The sequence below is a fragment of the Luteolibacter yonseiensis genome (genome assembly GCF_016595465.1).
In the GTDB taxonomy this organism is placed as follows: domain Bacteria; phylum Verrucomicrobiota; class Verrucomicrobiia; order Verrucomicrobiales; family Akkermansiaceae; genus Luteolibacter; species Luteolibacter yonseiensis.
This window is the reverse complement of record NZ_JAENIK010000008.1, coordinates 1-21674: the sequence shown is the minus strand read 5'-3', so window position 1 is coordinate 21674 and position 21674 is coordinate 1. Positions and strand designations below refer to the sequence as shown.

Genomic DNA, 21674 nt, shown 5'->3' with positions numbered 1-21674 from the left:
TTCAAACATGCTGGTAAGGGTCCCACCCCCTTACCAGCCTTTGCATTTAGCGACATCTCCTTATCAGCCACTGTATTTTCAGATGAAATCATTGCTCGCCAACGCCGCTGCCATCGCGTGCCTCACCGCGGCTGTTTCCATCACACTCTACCGGATGGATGACGCCACCGCGCCGTCCGGCCGATCTTCCTCGCTTCATTCGGACGACGTGCGGGCCGGTGCCGCGCCTCCGTCATCCGGTCCGATGATCGAGGTGGAAAACTCCACCCTTCCCCGGCGACAAGGAACGTCCGCCGTGGAGACCCACAGGAATTCGCGGCCGGCACGCCCGTCATCGCCATCCCATGTCGCGGGGATTTCCTCCGGAACGGTGGCGGACGGAAGTCCCGCATCAGTACGTTCCACCCGGCGATCCGGAGTTGGCTCGCAAGCGGACAGCCATGCCGAATCATTCAACGCGTTTCCACAGGACGCGGGTGAACTCCGGGAGACCCGGCCCGATCACGCCAGGGTCGCCGGCATCACACGAACCGCCGCCTCTCCTGCCGAGGTGAAACCCGCCATCGCCACCGTGCTGCTCGACCGGCTGCCTCCCGAGGTTTTCGATTCGCTGACCGCCCACGAGCAACTTGCGATCACCGAACTTGGAAACTACGCCAAGGACGCGGTGGAAAATCCGGAAACCTCGCCGCAATCGCCTGACGAAGGTCCCGTGTGGGAAGAAACGCCTCCGGCACGAGCCGCCCGCATCTGGTCGGAAGCCGACGCCTATCTCAGGGCCACGCTCGGATTCGCGCGTTTCAACCAACTCTCCGCGCTGGCGTCCGGTCTGGTGTCCTCCTCCGATCCCGTTCCTTCCCCCTGACGTTCTCCGATCCCGCAATCATACCCCCGATCAACCCCCAAACCTGAATTTTACAGATATATGATTATGAAAAACAAAATCAGCCTCGCGCTCCTGACCACCGCCGTCCTGGCGCTCACACCGGGCATGTCCCACGCCTCGGATGACTTCGCCCAAGGAGATCTCGCCCTTGTCTTTTATTCCCTCACCTCACAACCGCTTGCTCCGACGGTTTTTGGAAGCACCTACTATGTGGTGAACCTCGGTCCTGCCTCCGCCTTTCGGGCGAACACCCAGAACAATGTGCCTGTCACGGCAGTGAATCCCTCGATCAGCAGCAGCAACATCGCCGCGGATCTCGAAGCCATTTTCGGCGCAGACTGGGCGGACGGCACGGTGGAGGAAGTTCCGGAAGGACTGAAAACCACCAACGTGCGGATGATGGCCATCACCACGATTATCGCATCCACTGGTAATCCGCCCGTCACCCACCCTCCCGTCGCGGGAGATCCTGCCCGCACCGTTTATTTCTCCGGTGCGAGAGCCAGTCTGGATTCCAATCAAAAAGGCTTTGACCCGGAGACGCCGTTTGCTCCTTACCAGGGAAATACCAACGACGATGCCCTCTCCTCGTCGACTCTCGGTCAAGTCAACAACGACATCACGAGTTTCATCTATAATGGTGTGAACGTTGCCATTCCCGGCGCGGTGTCAGGAGCCAATCCCTCCGGAGTGCTTCTGCCCGAAAATCATTTGAACGGACTCTCCGGGTTCATCCCTCCCCAGAGCGGAGGTTTCTTCAAACTGGGATACAATCCCGTCGCAATCCTCGGCCAGGGTAAATTGCCCGGCACCGCGAATGTGGAAGCAGCCGTGGATATTTTTCGTGTGCTCAGAACCACCACGGGAGCAACCCTCACCTCGGGCTCTTCCGCCGCGAATGCCGAAGTAGGCCTTGGGCAATACATCGGGGCCATCACGCTTGATTCCGCTGGGAACCTGAAGGTGCAGGCGGTTGGCGTTCCTGCTCCGACAGGTGGTTTCGCTTCATGGGCCACGACCAACAACGTGACCGGAGGAACCACCGGCGACTCGGATAACGACGGCATCATCAACCTGGTCGAATATGCGCTCGCCCTCAATCCCGCCGCTTCCGACGGAGCCGCGGGAACCTTCACCGGTGGCACCGTCAGCTTCAACAAGCGTGCCGAGGCGGTGACCAACAATGACGTCACCTACGCCATCCAGGAATCCGACGACCTCGGCATCACCGATCCATGGCAGACGGTGACCCCCACCGCCAACACGCCCGGCCAGATCAGCTACACGCTTCCCGGCGGCAGCCCGAAGAAGTTCGTGAGATTGGTGGTCAACAAGGTCCCCTGAGCGGTCGATTTCCCCCCTGGAGAACAAACGCAACAGCCCATGAAGCGCGGAACGTGCTTCATGGGTTTTTTCGTGGTGGAACGTGTCCTGGACATCTGCTTTGAAAATCGGGAAGTCGCGCCTGCCGCTGTTTTTAGGTTCGCGGTGATTCAGCAGCCAGGGAAACGAGCTTGGATATGTCCTGCCAGGACCTGGGGTGGAATGATGGTGGACACCGGAACCGTCTACTTGGATTTATGGGATCCATCGTATCCTGATCACGTTTTCTGCCGCCGGACAGGATGTCCCCGGCACGCGGTGTTCAGGATGAACGCGCTCCTTTCAGCGGCAGTTGGCGGGGGTGTCGTCATTCTTACGACTGCCCGGCGGGACATCCTGCCCGGCGGAAAGTTCCGAGGATCTTGAAACGGCAGAAAGCTCTGTTTCCCGGGCATCACCTACGGGCGTAGACTTGAGGTGGTCCGGCGTTCGTCGTGTTTGGGAAATCGAACCACGGACCACTCCGTATACTACACGGAAACCAACGCGTCATGTGAAAGGGACTGGCCATGGATCGATGGAAGTGGCCCGGCGGTTGACAGCCGCCGCCACGATCCATCGTCCGGCAAGGCCTTCCGCGTGGTGTTCATCGCCTCCAGGTGTCAGGACGGGATGTCCGCGCCCCGGAGGGTTGTGGTGTGATGATTCAATGCCTCATCCCTCACTGGCCCTCTTCCTTTTCCTCATCCTCCTCGTCGTCGCTTCCACCATCACCGTAGCCGATGACGTCCACCGTGATGAGGGACGGTTGGTCTTCCACGACCGGGGCGGGTTGCGTCGTCTTGTTTTCCTGAGGGGCTGCGACAGCGTTGTCGGTCGCGGCAGTGGCGTTGGAGGCCGCGGTGACGGTGCCGATGCTGGGTGCGCTGGCGGCTGCGGCGGGTGCCCCCGTGCTGCTGCCTCCGGCGGAGATGTTCCCGGCGTTGACCACGGTGAGGGCGGCGAGGTTGATATTCCCGCTGACCCGGATGCCCGCGTCTCCGGCATCGATGACACCGGTCGGGGCGATGAGGTCGACGTTGCCCGGTTTGGCGTCCTTGACGCTGGCGAGCACGCCGATGCCGCCGCCGGTGGCGAGTCCGGCGAGGTCGGTGGCGACCTCCGCGCTTTGGGGATCGATGATGACCCGGGTGGGTGGCGCGGCGGAGACGGTGCGGGAGGAGGAACCGGCGGCGATGTCCCCTGCGGAGGACCAGATGACGGCGTCCCCACCCTTGAGAGTGAAGATCCGGCCGATGCCGATGCTCACATCGCCATTAGTGAAGATGGAAATTCCTCCGCCTGCTTCGGTGACGATGCCGGGTGGGGTGAGCGGGTTGCCGATGGTGGTGTCCGCCATTTCCAATCCTCCGCCGGGGGCGAAGATCCGGATGTTTCCACCACTGCGGGTGCGGATGTCGCGGCTCTGGGTGAGCACGTCACCTTCCCAACTGGTGGATTTGGGGAAGAGGGCGGAGATGGCGTCGAAGCCGCGTTTGTATTCCCGGTAGCCGGGGCTCTCGGGATTGTTGTAATCCCGGCCGGTGTCCCGCAGGGTGAGATAGAAGATCTCCAGGGCGAGCCGCGCCTGTTCATCCCCGTCCAATGAGGCGAAGTCCACACCGGGTGCGAGTTTTTTGAGATAATCCTCTCCTTTTTCGGTCAGGACGAATTTTTCAATGAAGCCGGCAAAATCCATTTTGCCGGAATTCAGGCCGAGTGAGCCGCCTATGCCGGCACCGACGGTGATATCCGCGCCGGTGAACGGCAGATAGGGATTCCGGCCGTTGCCGATGCTGGTGATGCCGGAACCGGTGCCGTCGGCGTTCGAGTTGCCGATGCCGAGATCCAGGTTGTGTCCCGCCAGCACGACGAGCTGCCCCGGACCGGCGATCTGGAGATCTCCCGCGAGCGATGGCGTGACGAGATCCCTGCTCAGATTCAGCGACTGGAGGGCGGCGAGGCGGGAGGATGTGTTTTCGTTATAAAGCGTGATGTCCCGCCCGGCGCTGATCAGGCTGACGTCCCCGGAGGAGAGGTTTTGCAGATAGAAAGAGACATCCCCGATGTCGTTCCCGGCGATGATTATCGAGACCTTGGGCGAGAACAGGGTGATTCCCTCGATGTTGCCGGTCTCGGCATAGAGGCGCAGCGGTTCGCGATCGTCCGCGTGGAGGTTGCCGCTGGTGTGGCGCTTCTGCTCCTCCTGAAGGACGCCGTTGGTGGATCCGGTTTCGACGAAGCTGTTGTCGATGTTGAGCAGGAAGCCGGTGGTGTCGGTCAACCGTTGACCGGAGGCGACGCGGCCGACGAGGGAGATGTAGGCGTAGGGGTTGGTGAGGGATGGGAGGTTTTTCGGATCGGTGTCGGAAAGGTTGATGGTGGACGAGGCCCAGTGATCCGATTCGTAGCCACTGATGGAACCGTTCGGTTGCAGGCCGATTATGGAATTCCTGGCGACGAGTTCGACCTGGCCTTCCTTGGACGGGAACGTGGTGATGTTTCCGGCAAGGTTGATGTCGCCGCCGAGCGCGTAGGCGGTCAAGCGGGGGGCTCCGATGCTGCTGAGCGTTTCGAAGGGGGTCACCAATGTCTCCGCCAGTCTGAGCCACGGCTGGTAGCTGGCCGGACTGCCGGTGGAGAGCAGGTCATATTGGGAGGCGGACCAGATGGAGAGAATCGGAGTCTGGCCGGGGGTGGAGGGCAGGGTGGCCGCGGTTCTCAGAGTGATGTCGCCACCCAGGGAGGATACATCCAGGTAGCTGTCGCTGCCATAGGTGTTGAAATAGGTTTTGTACCAGAACTTGTTATTGAGTCCCTGGGGAAGGAGGAAGGTGTTGACGGTGGGTCCGAGCAGCATGTCGCCCGCGGACTCGACCCGGAAGCCGCCCTTGCCGACGACGAAGGTGGTGGGAAGCCAGGTCCTGCTGTCGAGGAGCGATGGATTCGTGAGAGACTCGATGATGCCGGCGGAAGGCGAGCGGGTGGCGTTGGTGGTGATTTGATTGCCTGCCCTGAGCAGGCCGTCGCCGCGCTCGACGTAGTAGACGCCGCCGTCGATGTTGTGGCCGGCGGTGATGGTGATGTCTCCGCCACCGAGCTCCACCATGTTGGAAAGCGATGGCCTGCCGCCTGCCATGCGGGCGTTGGTGGGGGCGAGGGCGTCGATGTTCTTCACATCGTTCCCGGCGGTGAGCGTGATGTTTCCGCCTCCGAGGGTGCCGACCCCTTCGAAGAAGTTGCTATAGTCCACCCACCACGTGGTCGAGGCGCTCGGATCGACCAGCGAAAGGGTGCCTTCGTCGGCTCCCGCAATTCCGGCCTCGCCGGTGACGGGATCGATGTAGCCCCGGCGGTAGAGCCAGTGGTTCGGCAACTGGCGGGAGGAGTCGTCGATGAGGGTTCCGCCGGTGGCCGAGTTCGTGTTGCGCGTCATGCGGGCGATGTTGTTCTCCGCCGAGATGTCGACGTTTCCACCGGCCATGCTGTATTGCACGAAATAGGGTTGTTGGATGGCTCCGAGATCACCCTGGTTCGGATGTCGTCCGGCGGCGCTGAGCAGCAGGGGCACCACGAAATCATTCGGACGGACAACGGTGGTGGGATCGCTGACCACGGTTCCGGCGGAGTAGATGCTGGCGAACTGGTTGAGCAGCAGTACATCCCTGCCGGAATTGATGGAGATGTCACCCGAACCGGTGCGGATGACCTGGTAGCGGTTGAGGATGGATCGTGCGGTCGTATGGGTGGATCCGGAACCATAGGATGCGGCGTTTCCGTAGTTTTTCCCAAGCTGGAAGGAACCTTTGCCGGCGGCGAGATCGGACTCGGGCAGGACCGAGCGGAAATCGGCGGCGGTGAGGTCCGCTCCGGAGGTGAAGCGGTATGACCAGGACTGGGCGTTCGCGGGGAGCAGGTTGTTCCGTGCCATGAGCGGGGCGAGCCAGAGGGTGGACTGGCCGTTGTTCGCGTTCGCGGTCACGGCGGCGAATCCGTCGCTGAGGGCGTTGTAGAAGGTGAGGTCTCCTTTCGCGCGCAGGGTCAGGACACCGGCGGCGGAGAGGGGTCCGAAGCGGAAGGTTTGGAGGTTCCAGTCGCTGGTGGAGGTGGAGGAGGTGGTGCCAAGCACCAGATCTCCGCTGGTGTTGTAGATTTCCGCGCCGGGCGCGAGGATGAGATCGAGGCCCGGTTGCGCCGCCGTGAGCCGGGCCAGCATGGCGGTATAGCCGGAGGTGGTGGTGCCCGCCGCACCGAGGAAGGCGGTGGCGTCGTTCTTGATGTTGGTCTGGATCGCTGTGGTGATGGTCCCCGTGCCGGTCACTCCGTAGAGTTTCACGCCCTCGACCAATATGGAGGAGGCGCCGGTGATGGTGGAACCGATGGCCTCCACCTGGAGGTCCGTATTCGCCGCATTGCGGGGTGCCCGCAGATGGAGGGTGCCCGAGAATTGTCCCAGCGAGGCGCTGCGGGAATTCCGTTCGGCGACGCCGAGGTCGATGATGGAACCGCTCCTGAGGTCCAGCATGGCGGTGCTGTCCACCGTGCCATTCGCCTGGGCGCCGGCTTCGAGGATCACCGCCCCGCCTTTGCCCGCGGAGTTGAACTCTTCCGCGGAAGCGTCGAGAACCGCGCCGTCCCGCAGGACCAGGCTGCCGTGGGCGGAGAGCGAGATGGTGCCGCCGTTTTTGCCGGACGCATCGATGGTGCCGCTCACCGTGAGATCCCCGGCGTCCGCGGACACGGAGTAACTGTGGGAAATGACCGGCCCTGTCACGCGCACGTCTCCTGTGCGGATGCGGTAGGCGCGCGATCCGGTGAAGTCTCCTTCGTTGAGGATGGTGTCGAGGTTGGCGAGGTTGCCTCCCGGGATGGAGGCGGCGTCCAGGATGAAGCTGCCTTTTCTTCCGGAGCCGCCCGCCGAGCCGTCGATTTCTCCGAGCAGTTCGAAACCTCCCTTGGGGGTGGAGATCTGGATGAGTCCCGCGTCGCCACCGTCCTTGTTGGCGGAAACGTTGATGAGGCCCCGCTCTCCCACGGAGATGGAACCTTGAGTCGCGCCGAGGTTCACGCTGCCGCCATTGGTATAGCGGAAGACATCCGCCAGCGGGACTTTCGCTCCCGTGAGGTCGAGGACGGTGTCCCGCTTGTCTCCGATCACGAGGTTGCCGCTGGTGGCGAGAAGGCCCAGATGGCCGCTTGCGAGCGAGATGTCTCCATTGACCGAGACGTTGGCCGCCTGGAGGGTGAGCTTCGCGCCGAGGCCCGCGGAGGAGGATTCGGCCCCCCGGTTCTTGAGCACGCTGAGATTTCCCGATGCCTGGATCCGGTAGTCCGAGGCGCTGGCTCCGGTGATGAAGGCCGACTCCAATGTCAGGTCGCCGGCCACCTTGAGAGTGCCGGTGCCGGAGGTCAGGATTCTTCCGGAGGAGTCCAGGGTGGTGTTGGCGAAGCCGTTGACCGCCATTCCGCCGTTGCCGAGGCGGATCTCTCCCGCGGAGAAGACCACGCCACCGTCCGCTGTTCCGGGAGTGGAGACCGGACTGCTGTTGGATGGATTGGCGAGAGCGAGGGTCCTGGCCCTGAAAGTCACGTTGCCTCCGTTGGTATTGTATCCTTGGATGGCACCCGCGCGGATGGTGAGTTGCTCGAACGCGGCATTGCCGATGCTGCCGCGTCCGTAGGTGTCGAACGAGGAGTAGGACGTGAGCGCGAGCCGCGTGGTGGAGTCCTGGATGGTGGACAGGACATTTCCCGAAAGCACGAGTCCGGGATTGGAATTGATGATTCCTGCCTGGTCCAGCAGGACGCTGATGCGCCCGGCCCCGAGCGTCAGATCCGTCGCCCGGATGGTGGCGGAAGTGGAGAGCGATGCCGCGGCCGAAGAGTCGAGGATGACGGATCCTCCGGAAATTTCAGCTTTTGACGAGAGAACCAGCGAGGGGGAGGTGACGCCCGCCGGACTCTTGCGGATCAGTCCGCCGCTGGCATTCGCACTCACGCGCACCAGCGCGCCCTCGCCGGTGGAGAGCGTGTCGAGATCCGTTTTGGCATTCGCGGCGGAGGTGATCCTGGAATTTTTGGCGAGAACCAGATCGTCCTTGGAAACGAGGATGATGTCGTCACCGGTGAGTGTGCCGCCCGCATTGTCGAGCGTCAGGCTGCCGGTGTTCGCCGAGACGGAAACCCCGCTTGCGCTGAAGCTGCGGATGCCGCCGATGAGCAGGCTCTCCGCTCCGAAAGCATTGAGCTGGGAGTTTTTCAAGACCAGTTGTCCGCCGGTCCCGCCGGTGCCGGTGTTGTTGACGAGGATGTCGGAGGAGCTGTTGACATCGATGAGTGATCCCCGTCCGTTTTTCGCGGCTTGCGAAAGCACGGTGCCTTGCAGCGACATGGCTGCATTCGATGTGAAGGACAGGTAACCGGAATCCATCGGCAGACGCGGATCGGCGAGATTGTTGTCCAAGGCCGCCTGGTTCAGGAAGCTGTTTGCCAGGAGCTTCTGGTACTCCGCCCGCTCGCGCACGGTTTTCACGGGAGTGATCTCGAAGCGGGAGGTGATGGTGGCTCCGTGACGCCCCGCATCGAGATTGTTGGAAATGTAGCCGGAGACGATGCTGCCTCCGTCCGGCAGCGACGTCGCCTTGACAGGAGATCCGGACGAAGGGGTGACGAGGAAGGCACCTTTCAGCAGGGCGTACCTGGCGGGCAGCAGCGTGTAGGTGCCCGCGGGGAGATCGCCGCCGCCGGCGAGGGTGATCTGGTCTCCGGCTTTCAACTTGCTGTTCACATAGCCGGTCGCGCCATCGAGGGCGGTTGCGGAAGAGTCGTTGTTGAACGGGGCGAACGGACTGTAATCGAAGCCATACCCGGGCAGGATGGCGAAGCTGTCGGACGAGTTGAGAATGTCCTTGGTTCCTCCATTTCCTGAAATCCAGCGGTAGGCGAGCAGATTCCCTCCGCCCCGGATGTCCACGGTCGAACCTTCTTCGGTCACGAGGTTCACGGCGGCCAGGTTGATCTTCTTTTCCGGCGCACCACCCTTGGTGATGTCGTTTCCAGCGGGATCGATCCAGGATTTCCCATCAAGGCTGATGCCGTAGGGAAGGATGGCGGGAAGCTTGGTGATCGGATCGATGGCGGAAACCGAGGTCACGCTTCTGCCGGTGAGCGTGAGCCGCGAGGTGATCGGGACGGAGACGGATGTCCCGGCCAGAACGTTGACCGGTGCCTTGCCGCTGCCATCCCAGCCCAGATTGATTTGTCCGAGAGGCGCGCGGAGGGTGCCGTCCTGGGTGATGTCCGAGGCATGAACCGAAATCGTTCCGCCTGCCGAGAACGGCAGCGAGCGGGCTTTTCCTCCTGAGAAAACGACGGACCCTTGTTTGGTTCCGCCGCCCTGGGCGTAGTCGTAGACGAACAGGTTCAGCGCGCGCTGTGTGGTGGCGTAGACCTGGCCTGCCCGGATGTTGAGTTCGCCCGCCATCTGGAGCGTGCCGTTCCCCCGCACGTCTCCGGAGCTGGCATTGATGTTGGTTTTTCCGATGCCTTGCAACGCCACGTCCCCGATATCGACCAGATCCGCCTCGATCCGGAGGACTCCGGTGCCATGTTCCGGTGCGAGCTGGTAGGGAGCGGTGCTGTTGCCGCCTGACGTGCCGGAGATGAATCTCCGCGGTTGTTCCTGCTGGGAGGGAGTCCTGAACGGTTGGCCGAGCACCACCTGTCCCGCGGTCAGCCGCACCGTGTCGGAGGTCCGGATGACACCGCCGCTGGAGACGCTCAGGCGATTGGACATTGCCAGAGTGATCGGCCCGTCGAAACGCACGTTGCCTCCAAGGGAAAGCGAGCCGAAACCGCTGGATCCAAGACTGGAGGTCGCGAAGTAACCGAGTCCTGCCATAGGGTTTCCGGACGAATCCAGCACGACTTCCCCCACTCCGGATGAAATGAAGCCCGGACCGTCGCGGGTGACGATGAGATTGGTATCCGCCGTGGTATAGGTTTCGCCTTCCTGATAAAAGCGGTTCGAGGACACGTTCAGCTCTCCGCCCGTGGCGGAAGCCCCTCCGGCGGAACCCTTGAGCGTGGAGCCGACGAGCAACATCTGCGACCCGGTCAGGGTGATGGAGCCGCCGTTGCTCTCGATGGTGACCGGCTCGTAGGATTTTCCGGAGAACGAGCCGTCGTCCCCGATCTTCGGCAAGTCGAGCACGCCGCTGGTGCCGGAGACGTCCAGCAACGAGCCCTTGTCCGCCAGGACATTTCCGGAGAGCGAGATGTTGCCGCCCGCCGTCACGCTGCCGGTACGGCGGCCGAAAGGATCGCTGACCAGCACCGTTTTCCCTGCGGTGGAGATCACGGCGGTGGAGGCCAGATGCACGGTGGTCCGTGGCCGGACGGTGGTTCCCACGGTCGGATAGCTGGTGTCCCCCGACACGGTGATCCTGCCGCCTGGGGAAACCAACGAACCCGCGAGACTGACGGTCTGGCCCTTGATGTTGATCGAGCCGCCCGCATCCGTGGTGATCGAGGAACCCGCCTCGGAAACCACATCGCCGATGATGAACGGGACACCTCCGTAGGAGGCTCCGATCGCGGTGATGGAGAGATCGACGGGAGTGCGGACCGTTTCCTCGCGGGTCAGGGAGGTGAGCACGAATTCATCGCGGCTGTTGATCTCCCCGAGCCAGCCCGAGACCTGGGGAGTCACTTTGGCGTCCTTGTGGATCAGGACGGCGGGGCTCGCGCCATCTTCGGTCCCGACACCGCTGAGGGAGATGGTGCCGAACCCGCTTTGCGCGTAGGCTTCGGGATCCACCAGTGTCACACGCGGATCGGTGGTCGTTCCGCCGATCTGCAGGGCCATGCCGGTGAGGCGGAGGGTGCCGGCCTTCGCGCCGGAGCGTCCGGACAGGGTGGCTCCCAGGTTCAATACGCCGCCGAGCGTGGAGGAGAATCCCGGTTCTCTGCCTGCGGTGATGGAGAGGGTGCCTCCGTTCCCATAGCTTTTCGACCCGGTGCCGCTGATCGTCGCGCCTCCGGAGACGTCGATGGTTCCGCCTTGTGCGAGATCCACGGAATATCCGGTGATGGAGACGGAACCCCCGCCGAGGGTCACGGGCGAGACGGTGGGCATGCCGATGGTCTCACGGTCATCCACCACCAGTCCGGAAACGATGATGCTGCCATTGCCGCCCAGCTTGAAGACGCCCCGTCCTTCCTGAACCTTTGGCGGGGTGGGGGATGGAACGGAGTTCTGGATCACGTTCACCTCGTCGTAACTCAATCCGTGGGTGGTGAGGGAAACATTGCCGCTTCTCGCCTGGATGCTGCCGTCAACGGTGATGTTCGAAGCCGCGAGCGTGATGGTGCCACCGTTCGGCGCGGCAAGCGTCACATTCTCAGGAACGATGATCTCCCCGCCGCGGTTGCTGATGTCCAGTGTGCCGAAGCCTTGTCCGGTCAGCAGATCGTCCGCGAGAACCACGGAGGATTTCCGCTCGTCCGAGAGATCCAGCGGATCTCCGTTGGAATCGACACCGAACGCCGCCGCGGCGGTCTGTCCGGGAGTGTTGGAGAAGGTGATCCGCGGTGCCGCCGGGGCATGGGTCGGCAGCGTGGGGTAGCTGGTGTCCGTCGCAGTGAATGCCAGGGAAAGCGAGCTTCCCACCGGCGGGGTGGTCCGTTGTTTTTCGCCGACGATCGTGCTGCCGTCGAACCTGCCGTCCAGCGCCATCGATGGCGCGGTGATCTTCAGCTTTCCGCCCGCCGCTCCCTGGGTGGAGTCCGCCTCGTAGCGGTAGCCTGCGGGTGCGAGCAGGGAATGGTAGACCTTGGAGACTCCGAACTTCGTGTTGGAATCCGTGAACGTGCCGTCGAAAATTCCGTCGTAGACGACATCCGGAGTCGCTTGGCTGATGTCCACCAGTCTCCCGCCGGTCATGAGCTGGGTGGTGCGGACCATGCCTCCCTTGAAAAAGGTGGAACCCCCGGAAACGTCGATTTTCGAGCCTGCCGCCGTCACGATCGAGTCGCCCGCGCTCAGGTTCACCGTGCCGCCTGCGACCGTCAGCTGGCCCACCGTCCGTTGGATGATGTTGGCGAACCCCGCGACATTCGCCAGCGGAGTGCCGATCCATTGCTTGCCTTGGTAGATTCCGGCATCCCGGATATCCACATAGATCGTTTGGTTCCTCAGTTTTCCGGCCCGCTGCAGCGGTGAATCCGCGAGTTCCGCACCGCGCAGGTCGAGCGAGATGATGTTTTGGGAGACGGGTGCCTCCACGTCCCTGGAGCCGCCCACGTCGATCACCGCACCCCGGTCAAGATATACCTGCCCGCCCGCTTTTACCAGGGTGGAGGTCGGGGATGCTCCTGTCGTGTCATAATGCCACGTGCCTGCTGTCACGGACACGTTCGCACTGGGGGCGGTGATCAGCGAGTCGACGCCGAGGTGGATGACTTTTCCTGACAGGTTGATCTGGGACTTGAGCGCCAGCTCTGTCCCGATGGTCGTCTCCTTGCTGTCATACTCGGGCAGGATGCTGATGACGCTGTTTTCTCCCAGGGTCAGCGAGCCGCTGTCCTTGTGAAGGAACAACGCGCCGGTGGAAAGGGCCGTGGCACGGTTGGCAACCGCGTTGTAGGAGCTCTGGATGTCGATGCGGCCGTTGAGCGCGACGGAGGTGGTGCTTCGCAACATGCCATCCAGCTGGATGTCTCGCCCGCCGATGGTGATGGCGCCGCGCTCGGATTCGATGATGCCGGTCTGGCTCACCGTTCCCGCATAACGTCCCGCCACCGGATCCGCGACGGCACCCACGAACACATCCAGCCCGCGCAGGCTGGCGTCCGAGGTGGCGTGGCCTTCGAATCCCACCTGCAGACCCGCCGCGAGGATCGTCTGGCCGTCAGGCGTGAGGATGGTGCCCGCGTTGGAAACATTGGGACCGACCAGTGTGATTCTGCCACCGGTCTTTTCCGCTCCGCTCGGGCTTTTCAGGATGGCTCCGGCCTGGACGATGACATCGCCGTATTTTCCATCGGCGGTCAGCGGTTTGTCCGGAGTGAATCCGGGAGTGCCGTTGATGCCCGCGGGAATGGCGAGCCCGCTGAAAAGGAACTGCGCGTCCGGGTTGTTGAGCAGGCCGCGGCCGATGAGGTTGTCGTTGATCGGAAGGCTCGACGCCGTCAGCGCCCGCGCGTTGACCTGGCTGCCGCCGCCGAAGATGATCCCGTTCGGGTTGATGATGTACACCTGGCCGTCCGCCTTGATGTTGCCGAGGATCTGCGTCGGGTTGCCGCTGGGGTCGGTGATCTTGTTGAAGGCGATCCATTTGCCCGCGTCCGCCCCGCCGGCTTTCTGGTCGAAGTTCAGCGTGGTTTTCTTGCCGACGTTCATCGTCTTCCATCCGAGCAGCGCCTGCTGGGTGGTCTGCTTGATGGTGACGGTGGTCCTGCCGTCCTTGACGGCCTGCACGGGGTTGTGCGCGCCGGTGACGGTGCCGAGGTCGAGCCCGCCGGCGCCGAGGCCGTTGGGGACGTTGGGCAGGGTGACGGTGGGGCGGTTGGGGTTCTTGCCGAGGTTGTTGGCGCCGTTGCGGATGGCGGCGTCGCGCGCGGCGTTCTGAAGGTTGCGGACGGCGGCGAGGGTCCGGGTGGTGCGCGCGAGGGTGTCTTTCGCGCTGGCGCGCGCGGCGTCGGTGGCGGCGGGGGTGGGCGCGCCGGCGGTGGCGCGCGCGGATTTCCCGGAGCGCGGGCTGCCTCCCCGCAGGATGTCTCCGGCGTCCGCGGTGAGCCCGGTGATGGCGAAGGTGAAGCCGATGAAGACGGGGACGCCGTATTTGAAGGTGGTGCCGAAGAGGCCGGTGGCGCGGTGGTGGCGGCGGGGTTTCATGCTGGTGGGCCGGGGTGCGGTGGAGAGTGGGTGCCGTCGGGCGGCGGTGGTTGGAGGGGTGCCGGGTGGCCGGTGGCCGGGTGACTTATGGCCGGTGATCGGCGGAGGGGCTTCCGCCGGATGGCGGGTGGCGGGGTGTGATGGTTTTCCCTGTTTCCGGCGGGAAGAGCGCGGGCTCCGGCGGGGGAGCGCGCGCCCTGTCTTTCCATAACTCGGATGATCCGCCGCCGGGGGCGGCCTTGGATCACCTTCATCATGTTTTTGTCATCTTTATGTCATCTTTTAATGATATGTTTTTAAGATATGCTTTCCGGCATGTCACGGTCACGGGGCCTTGCCGGCGGCGGGGGCGGCGATGCGGTTGTCGAGGATCCGGTCCTTGTAGCCCTGGACGAGGTTCTCGACCTTGACGCGGGTGGTGCCGATGAACGGCTCGCGCGCGGCGAGGGCCTTGCCGAGGGAGTAGTTCTCGAACTTGTCGAGGATCTCGGTGGCGGTGTTGAAGAGGGCGATGTTCTTGCGCTCGCGGTCGGCGAGGGTGTTTTTCGCGGCGGTGAGTTCTCCGGCGAGGCGGGCGCGTTCCTGTTCCTTCGCGGTGGCGGTGGCGGCGGCTTTTTCGTAGCCGTCCTTCCATTTGAGGAGGGCTTCCTTGTGCTGGGCGAGGCTGGCGTCGCGGTCGGCGACCTTCTTTTCAAGCGCGGCGGTGGATTGCTCGGACGCGGTCTTGTCGGCGAGGGCTTTCTTTTCGAGGGCGGCGCCGCGTTTCTCGAGCGTCTCGATCTTCGCGGCGAGGTCCTTGGATTTCTGGTCGGCGGCGGCGGCGGCGGCCTGGGCGTTGGCTCCCTCGGTCTGGGCGGTGCGCAGCTGGAGGGTGACGGCGCGGAGCTGCTCGCGCAGCTTGAGGCCCGGATCGGGTTCTTCGGCGGCGTGGAGGAGCGAGGGCAGCGCGGCGCCGAGGAGGAGGATGGCTTTGAGGAGTTTCATGACCGGTTGTTAGAACTTGGCGTTGATGTCGAACTGCAGGGTGTCGGTGCTCAGCGGGGAGCCGATGATCTCGTCGCTGCTCATCCATTTGAGGCCGACGCGCACGGCGGGGCTGACGGCCATGCTGCCGCCGAGCAGGAAGCCCTGGACGTTGGTGCCTCCGCCGCCGAAGTCGGAGTCGGTGAAGCCGTCGACGACCGCGTCGCTCTCGACGTAGCGGTAGCCGAAGCCGGCCTGCCAGTCGCCGAATTGTTCCATGGCGGGCTTGCCGACGGTGAAGGCGAGGTTCCAGGCGGTGTCTCCGCCTTCGAACTCGCCGGCCTTGCCGGCGGAGCCGGGACCGCGGTTGTTGACGGCCTTTTTGCCGATGGCGCCGTTGTCGAAGGCGATGTTCTTGGTGACTTCTCCGGCGAGGGCGAGGCGGACGGGGTCGTAGGCGTCGTATTCGAGCTTGCCGGTGATGGTGAGGTTGCGGAATTCGGAGGCGAGGCCGTAGTACTGGTATTGGTATTTGGTGCCGAAGTCGTTGGCCGCGGTGGGGACGATGTCGCGCAGGGCCATGTAGGTGTTGCCGCGCTGGGCGAAGCCGGGCCGGGTGCCGTCGGTGCTGCCGGCGTCGCTGGCGGTGAGCGGGGTGTAGGGGTCGGACAGCTTGCCCGAGATGTTGCTGAAGTCGTAGTAGGCGATGCCGAACCTGGCGGTGAGGTCGTCGGTGATCTTCCAGTCGATGCCGATCTGCGCGCCGGTGAGCCACTTGTCGGTGCTTTCGAACTTGGAGGGCTGGTTGGAGGCGAAGTTGAAGTCGGTGTTGTAGACGGGGAAGTAGCCGGCGGTGAAGAAGGTGCCGGCCTTGTCGTTGAGCCTGACTTTCCCGCGCACGGCGAGGCCGTCGAAGCCGAGGTCGTCGTCCCACTGGACTTCGCTGGAGAGGAAGGGGTTGTCGAAACGGCCCATCAGGAAGACGAGCTCCTCGCCATCGCCCGGACCGGCGTCGTAGCTGAGGAAGGCGCGGTCGAGCCAGATGGCGTATTTGGAAAAATTCCCGCCGGAGCCGCCGAGCGTCTGGTTGGGCGAGGTCGGGCTGTTGGTGTCGCCGGTGGCGACGCGCAGGCCGCCGTTGAAGCCGTCCCCGAGCATGATGTCGGTGCCGACGCGGGCGCGCAGGCGGGTGCGCTCGCGGTCCTGGTCGACGTTGTATTGCGGGGAGAACTGGGTGCCGGAGGTGTCGAAGGGCGATCCGGTGTTGATGGCGTTGAAGTTGGGGAAGGCGCCGGTGTTGTCGTTGCCCTCGCCGAAATAGACTCCTTCGTAACGGCCGCGCAGGTCGCCGAAGGGGCGGAATTTATCGGTCCATTCCGGGTAGCGTTTCTCGCTCCATTTCTGTTCGCGGGCCTCGGCGAGGAGCTCCTGCTTGATCTCGTCGCGCATGTTGTTCTTCACCACCTCGGGGATGTAGCTGACGCGCATCTCGTCGGCGGTGGGCTCGGGCGGCAGCGCGGCGATGTCGGCGGCGGCCGCGGCGGCCTGCTGGGCTTGCAGCGCCTGCTGTGCCTCGGCCTCGGCCTGTTGGATCATGGCGGCGGCCTCCTCCTTGCCGAGGATGCCTTTTTCCACGAGCCGGGCGATGAGGTTGACGGTGACGTTGGTGGAGGGGGCGGCGGGCTGCTCCTCCGCGGCTCCGGGTGGAAGTACGGGAGTTTCCGTAGCTGGCACGTCTTCGGAGGGGTTGGCGGGCGCGCTGCCGATGTCGGGTTCCTGCGCGTGGAGCGGGGTGCCGAGGGCGAGCAAAAGGGTGGCGGCGATGGGGCGGATGGAAGACATGGGGAACGGGAAAAGGTGTCAGTTGCCGGGCTTGCGGGCTTTGATGCGGATTTTGACGGAGGGTGGCATTTCGGCGGCGCTGGCCGCGGGCGGTGTTTGCAGGCCGGTGAGGACGCGCCTGACGGCCTGGTCGAGATCCGAACCGGCGGAGGAGCCGATGATGCGGGCGCGGGTGATGGTGCCGTCGGCGCCGGGCCAGAACTCGAGGGTCAGTCCGCTGATGACGGCCTTGCGGGTGACCGGGTCGTTCCTCAGGGCGTTCTCGATGGAGGTCTTGGCGGAGAGCGAGTAGCGGGCGTACTTGTTCCCGCCGCCGAGGCCGCCCTTGCCGCCTCCGGCGCGGCCGCCGCCCCCGCCGGCGGTGAGCCCCATGTCGGGACCGTTGCCGCCGGTGATGTTGGTGCCGAGGTCTTCGGACGGCGGGGCCTCCGCCGGTTCGTCCGGCGGCGTCAGGTCGACGGGCTGTTCCTCGACGAGCTCCTCCTCCGGCTTGTCCTCCTGTGGCGGGGGCTCGACCTTCGGTGGCGGCGGCGGCGGCGGTGGCGGCGGCGGCGGTGGCAGCGTGATGGTGACCACTTCCTGGCGCGGCACGGCCTTGCGCGTGTTTTTCCCACCGTTGAGCAAAAAGGAGAAGAGCCCCCCCACCAGCACGACGGCGAGCATGATGCCGATCAGCAAGCGGTGCTTGGACGGCTTGCGCGCGGGCGGCGGGAATGGCGGGCGTGGGGACATGTGGGAGGAAGTGGAGAGTGGATGGTTGATGGTTGAGAGTTGGAGGAAGAAGGCGGAGGCCTGTTCTTCGTTTCGAATTCAATGCTTGTGATTCAGTGCTTCTACTTCGGCGGCTGGGTGGCCAGGCCGATCTGGGTGATGCCCACGCGGCCGAGCACGTCGAGCACGTCCATGACGCCCTGGTACTGGCTGGCGCGGTCGCCGCGGACGACGACGGGCACCTCCGGCGTGGCGGCCTTGATGGCGGCGAGCTTGGTCTCCAGGTCCGCCAGCGTGACGGTGAACGTGTTGAGCTTGATGTTGCCCTGGTTGTCGATGGTGATGGCCTGCGTCTTGGGCGCCTCCAGCTTGGGCGAGGACGCCTTGCTCGCGCTCGGCAGGTTCACCTTCACCCCCTGCACGCCCGCCGTGGTCATGATGATGAAGATGAGCAGCAGCACCAGATAGAGGTCCACCATCGGGGTGACGTTGATGTCGTCGTAGCTTTTGTCGTCGGCGGAGGCCATGGAAGAGGTTGAGGGTTGGAAGTTGATGGTTGATGGTAAGAGGAGGATATAGGTCCCATGGGTCCTATGGGACCTGTCCTCAGTGAGAAGAACCTCCGTTGGTGTCCGCGCCGGCGGCGGGGCTGTGGAACTCGGCCATCTTGGCGACGAACTCGTCGATGAAGACCTGCATGAGGCCCAGCGAGTTCTTGATCCGCCCGTTCAGGTAGCTGTAGATGAACAGCGCGGGGATGGCCACCACCAGGCCCACCACGGTGGCCAGCAGCGCGGAGGCGATGCCCGGCGCGATCGAGTTCACGTTCACCTCGCCGGACTTCGCGATGATCGCGAAGGTGATCATCACACCCACCACGGTGCCGAGCAGGCCGACATACGGACCACCGGCGATGCTGATGGTCAGGTAGACCAGGCCGTCGGAAAGGCGGTGGCTCTCATGCACCAGCCCCGCGTCCAGACTGGCGCGGATGGCCTGGATGGAGCGGCCGTTGAGCCCCTGCCCGCGGGCGTCGCCCTTGTCGAGGCGGTGGCGGATCTCCTCGGAACCGATCTGGTAGATGTGGTAGAGCGGCGACCTCTCGATGAGGTGCTGCTCGTCCTCGCCGGTCTTGCCGCCGAGCGTGCTGATGCTGGACCGGTCGCCGTGGTCGAGCGCGGTCAGGTCGGTGGACAGGTGCTTCCATCGCTCGAGGAAGACCTTGGTGCCTTTTTCAATCGAGTTGAGATAAAGGAATTTCCGGACGGCCACCGTCCAGCCGATGACGATCATGATGGCGCACACGCCGATGGCGATCCAGCCGTCGAACATCATGTTGTTGGCGATGTCGCCGAACAGCGAGAGGTGCTCCATGAGGTGGCTCTGCTCGCCGCCGCCCTCGCCGCCCTCGCCGCCCTCGCCGGCTCCCAGCACCACGGTCCGCTGGGCCGCGTCCGTGGAACCCTGGTTCACCGCGGCCAGCTTGATCCACGCCTCGGAACGCGCGGTGGTGGAGAGCGTGAACTCGTCGACCTCGCCGGCGAACCCGGAGTTCTCCGCGCCGAGCGTGATCGGCGCCGCCAGCGCGGGAAGGCCGGCGGCAAGCGTGGCATACGGCGCGCCGTTGACGAAAAGCTGCAGCTTCGCGCCATCCGCGACGAGCGCAAGGTGGCTCCAGGTATTCGCCGCGACAGGCGCTCCGGCGGCGCTGGCCTGCGTGCCGAGCCTGATCACCGGCACCCCCTGGTTGAGCAGGAGCTGGAAAGAGGACGCACCCTCGCCACGGCTGAGCAGGACCGCGTTGTCCTGCAGCGCGGCGGGCTTGATCCAGGTGGAGAGCGTCAGCGCCTGGCCGGCCTTCCACTCGAGCGACGGCGACTGGGGCAGCGTCACCGGCGTGGCCAGCAGGCGCAGGCCGTTGCCGATGAGCGAGCCCTCCGCCGTGGTCGCCGGGGCCGTCGCGCTGTTGTTGTTCCCCGTGGTGTCGGCCGGGGCCGCGCCACGTCCGGCGAAGTGCCAGACCAGCGCCGTGTCCGCGTCATACGCCTCGGCCGCCTTCGGGCCGGCGTCCGGCGCCGGATTGCCGGAATAAAGATGGATCGTCGTCTTCCCCGACGCCCCGATGTCCGGCACCTTCACCCACACGAACGCCTCGTTGAGCAGGTTGTCATAACTCTCGATCTGGTGGCTGAGCGCCGTCTTCCCGTCCGCGGCGATGAAGCGCAGGTCGCTGCCATCCTCGCGGGCGCTGGCGAACGGGAAGTTCCCGTCCGACAAACGCACCAGCACCGTGGCCGTGCCGGGCGATCCGGGAAGAGCCGCGGCGTCACCCGAGGTGTCGAGCGTGAGCGTCTGGCGCTTCGTCCAGGCGGGGTTCCACCACGCGGCTCCGGCATCGCCGGCGGCGATGCCTGCATGGGCGAGCAGAAGCGAAACGGGGAGAATGAGGGCGGGATGTTTCATGTGGGAAAAATGAGGAAAATGAAGGAGGTCGGCGGATGCGGGCAAGGGGTGGTCAGAAGTCCGCCCAGCCACGGAAGGTCACCCGGACGTCTCCGGACTCCGTGTCCGTCTGGCTGATGAAAGGCACGGCCAGGTCCACCGAGCCGTTGTAATGATCCGCGAACTTGAAGCGCGTCCCAGCGCCCGCGCTGGCCAGACCGAAACGCTTCCGCTGGCCCGGCAGCGGGTCATAAATCCCCACCAGCCCCGCATCCACGAAACCATGGAACCGCCACTCGTTGGGCGTCGTCCCAGGCTTCGCTTCGGACCCGCCGGTGAGCGGCCGCGTGCGGTACTCCACCGTGCCGAAGACACCGTTGTCACCCAGCGACGTCGCCTCCAGGTAACCCCGCACCGTCCCCAGGCCGCCGCCGGAGATCTGCTCGTTGTTCACCAGCGGCTTGTCCGCCAGCTGGTACTGCACCTTGCCGAAAAGCTGCGAATCATCCCGCAGATCGCGCGTGTGCGCCACATCCCCGCGCAGGAACACATAACTCCCGTCCGCGTTGTAACGCTTGTTCGCATAATCCCTCTCCCCGCTGCCGATGCCCCGCAGGTGCAGGTTCAGCGAGGTATTCGCCTCCGTGAACGCCTTCTCCGCCAGCCACGTCGCCCCGTAATTCGCCGAAAGCGGCCAATACTCGATGGCGGTTTCATCGATGGTGAACTGTTTCTTCCCCAGGGAAACGACCTCGTCGGAGAAATGCTTGTAGTCGAGGCCCAGCGACAGCGTCTGGTAAAACTTGTCCTGTGACGGCAGGTCGATGAGCGCCTGCAGGCTCACCGTGTGGCCGCGGCCGATGCTCGCCGAGCCGCCGACGATGGCCACATCGCTGTCCTGCTTGGTGCCCTGCAGCATCAGGCTCACGCTGTCCGAAACCCGCGCCAGATAATAACCCGAGAACACCTTCGCGTCATCCGTGTTTTCCGGGGCCACCTGGAAATTGAAACCACCCGTATGCCCCAGCTGGTAGAGATTGCCATGGCTCAGCGACCCGTTCAACCGCAGCGGCGTCGTGTTCGAACTGTAACGGTTGTTGAGCTCCAGCGAACCATGCAGCGGATTCTTGTCCTCCACGTTCAGATCGATGTCCACCGTCCCCGGCACCACCCCCGCGCGCAGCTCCGGCGTCACCCGGCGGTCCGCCAGACGGTTGAGCGCCACGATCTCCTTCTCCACCCGCTTCATGTCCGGCACGTTCCCCTCCGCCAGCGACGGAGCGTCCGCCTTGATCCGGCTCGGCAGGAAAAACCGCGCGCCATTGACCCGCAGGCGCCCCACCCTCGCCTCCGCCACCTCCAGCCGGATCACCCCGCGCCGCGGATCCTGCTGCGGCACCACCACCGAAACCGTCTGGAAACCGCGGTCGTGATACGCCTTTTCCAAGGCCACCCGCGCCGCCTCCACATCATCCGCCGAACGCCCCGGCCCGAGATACGGATACACCGCCTCCTCCACCGCCAGCCGCGGCAGCCGCGCCGGGCCCGTGACGCGATATTCACGGATGTTGA

Annotated in this window: 9 protein-coding genes; 2 read left to right on the top strand and 7 right to left on the bottom strand. The window is 64.4% G+C overall.

What is annotated here, in order from left to right:
- The first annotated feature begins 82 nt into the window (after positions 1-82).
- Both JIN84_RS06385 and JIN84_RS06380 read left to right on the top strand, forming a co-directional pair.
- Positions 83-865 carry a hypothetical protein gene (locus JIN84_RS06385; RefSeq protein WP_200350201.1) on the top strand — a complete coding sequence of 261 codons (783 nt, stop codon included), beginning with the start codon at positions 83-85 and terminating at the stop codon, positions 863-865.
- A 66-nt stretch (positions 866-931) separates the two neighbouring features.
- Positions 932-2230: a hypothetical protein gene (locus tag JIN84_RS06380; protein ID WP_200350200.1), complete on the top strand. Its 1299-nt coding sequence runs from the start codon at positions 932-934 to the stop codon at positions 2228-2230.
- Between the two features lie 700 nt (positions 2231-2930).
- Here the strand turns inward: JIN84_RS06380 and JIN84_RS06375 are convergent.
- The 7 genes from JIN84_RS06375 to JIN84_RS06345 form a co-directional block, all read right to left on the bottom strand.
- The gene (locus tag JIN84_RS06375; RefSeq protein ID WP_200350199.1) at positions 2931-14144 is read right to left on the bottom strand and encodes a filamentous haemagglutinin family protein; all 11214 of its coding nucleotides are present in this window, start codon (positions 14142-14144) and stop codon (positions 2931-2933) included.
- A 324-nt stretch (positions 14145-14468) separates the two neighbouring features.
- Complete coding sequence (locus JIN84_RS06370) at positions 14469-15128, bottom strand: hypothetical protein (protein ID WP_200350198.1); 660 nt, start codon at positions 15126-15128, stop codon at positions 14469-14471.
- A gap of 9 nt (positions 15129-15137) precedes the next feature.
- Positions 15138-16949, bottom strand: coding sequence for a putative porin (locus tag JIN84_RS06365; protein ID WP_200350197.1), 1812 nt, complete (start codon positions 16947-16949; stop codon positions 15138-15140).
- Between the two features lie 18 nt (positions 16950-16967).
- The gene (locus JIN84_RS06360) at positions 16968-17681 is read right to left on the bottom strand and encodes an energy transducer TonB family protein (RefSeq protein ID WP_200350196.1); all 714 of its coding nucleotides are present in this window, start codon (positions 17679-17681) and stop codon (positions 16968-16970) included.
- A gap of 101 nt (positions 17682-17782) precedes the next feature.
- Positions 17783-18187: an ExbD/TolR family protein gene (locus JIN84_RS06355; RefSeq protein ID WP_200350195.1), complete on the bottom strand. Its 405-nt coding sequence runs from the start codon at positions 18185-18187 to the stop codon at positions 17783-17785.
- Between the two features lie 79 nt (positions 18188-18266).
- Positions 18267-20123 carry a MotA/TolQ/ExbB proton channel family protein gene (locus tag JIN84_RS06350; RefSeq protein WP_200350194.1) on the bottom strand — a complete coding sequence of 619 codons (1857 nt, stop codon included), beginning with the start codon at positions 20121-20123 and terminating at the stop codon, positions 18267-18269.
- Between the two features lie 52 nt (positions 20124-20175).
- On the bottom strand, positions 20176-21674 hold a 1499-nt coding region (locus JIN84_RS06345; protein ID WP_200350193.1), incomplete at its 5' end, for a ShlB/FhaC/HecB family hemolysin secretion/activation protein.

What these genes read in the sequence shown, in the direction of transcription:
- JIN84_RS06385 (WP_200350201.1), top strand. Translation starts at nt 83, where the DNA reads ATGAAATCATTGCTCGCCAACGCCGCTGCCATCGCGTGCCTCACCGCG.
- JIN84_RS06380 (WP_200350200.1), top strand. Translation starts at nt 932, where the DNA reads ATGAAAAACAAAATCAGCCTCGCGCTCCTGACCACCGCCGTCCTGGCG.
- JIN84_RS06375 (WP_200350199.1), bottom strand. Translation starts at nt 14,144, where the DNA reads ATGAAACCCCGCCGCCACCACCGCGCCACCGGCCTCTTCGGCACCACC.
- JIN84_RS06370 (WP_200350198.1), bottom strand. Translation starts at nt 15,128, where the DNA reads ATGAAACTCCTCAAAGCCATCCTCCTCCTCGGCGCCGCGCTGCCCTCG.
- JIN84_RS06365 (WP_200350197.1), bottom strand. Translation starts at nt 16,949, where the DNA reads ATGTCTTCCATCCGCCCCATCGCCGCCACCCTTTTGCTCGCCCTCGGC.
- JIN84_RS06360 (WP_200350196.1), bottom strand. Translation starts at nt 17,681, where the DNA reads ATGTCCCCACGCCCGCCATTCCCGCCGCCCGCGCGCAAGCCGTCCAAG.
- JIN84_RS06355 (WP_200350195.1), bottom strand. Translation starts at nt 18,187, where the DNA reads ATGGCCTCCGCCGACGACAAAAGCTACGACGACATCAACGTCACCCCG.
- JIN84_RS06350 (WP_200350194.1), bottom strand. Translation starts at nt 20,123, where the DNA reads ATGAAACATCCCGCCCTCATTCTCCCCGTTTCGCTTCTGCTCGCCCAT.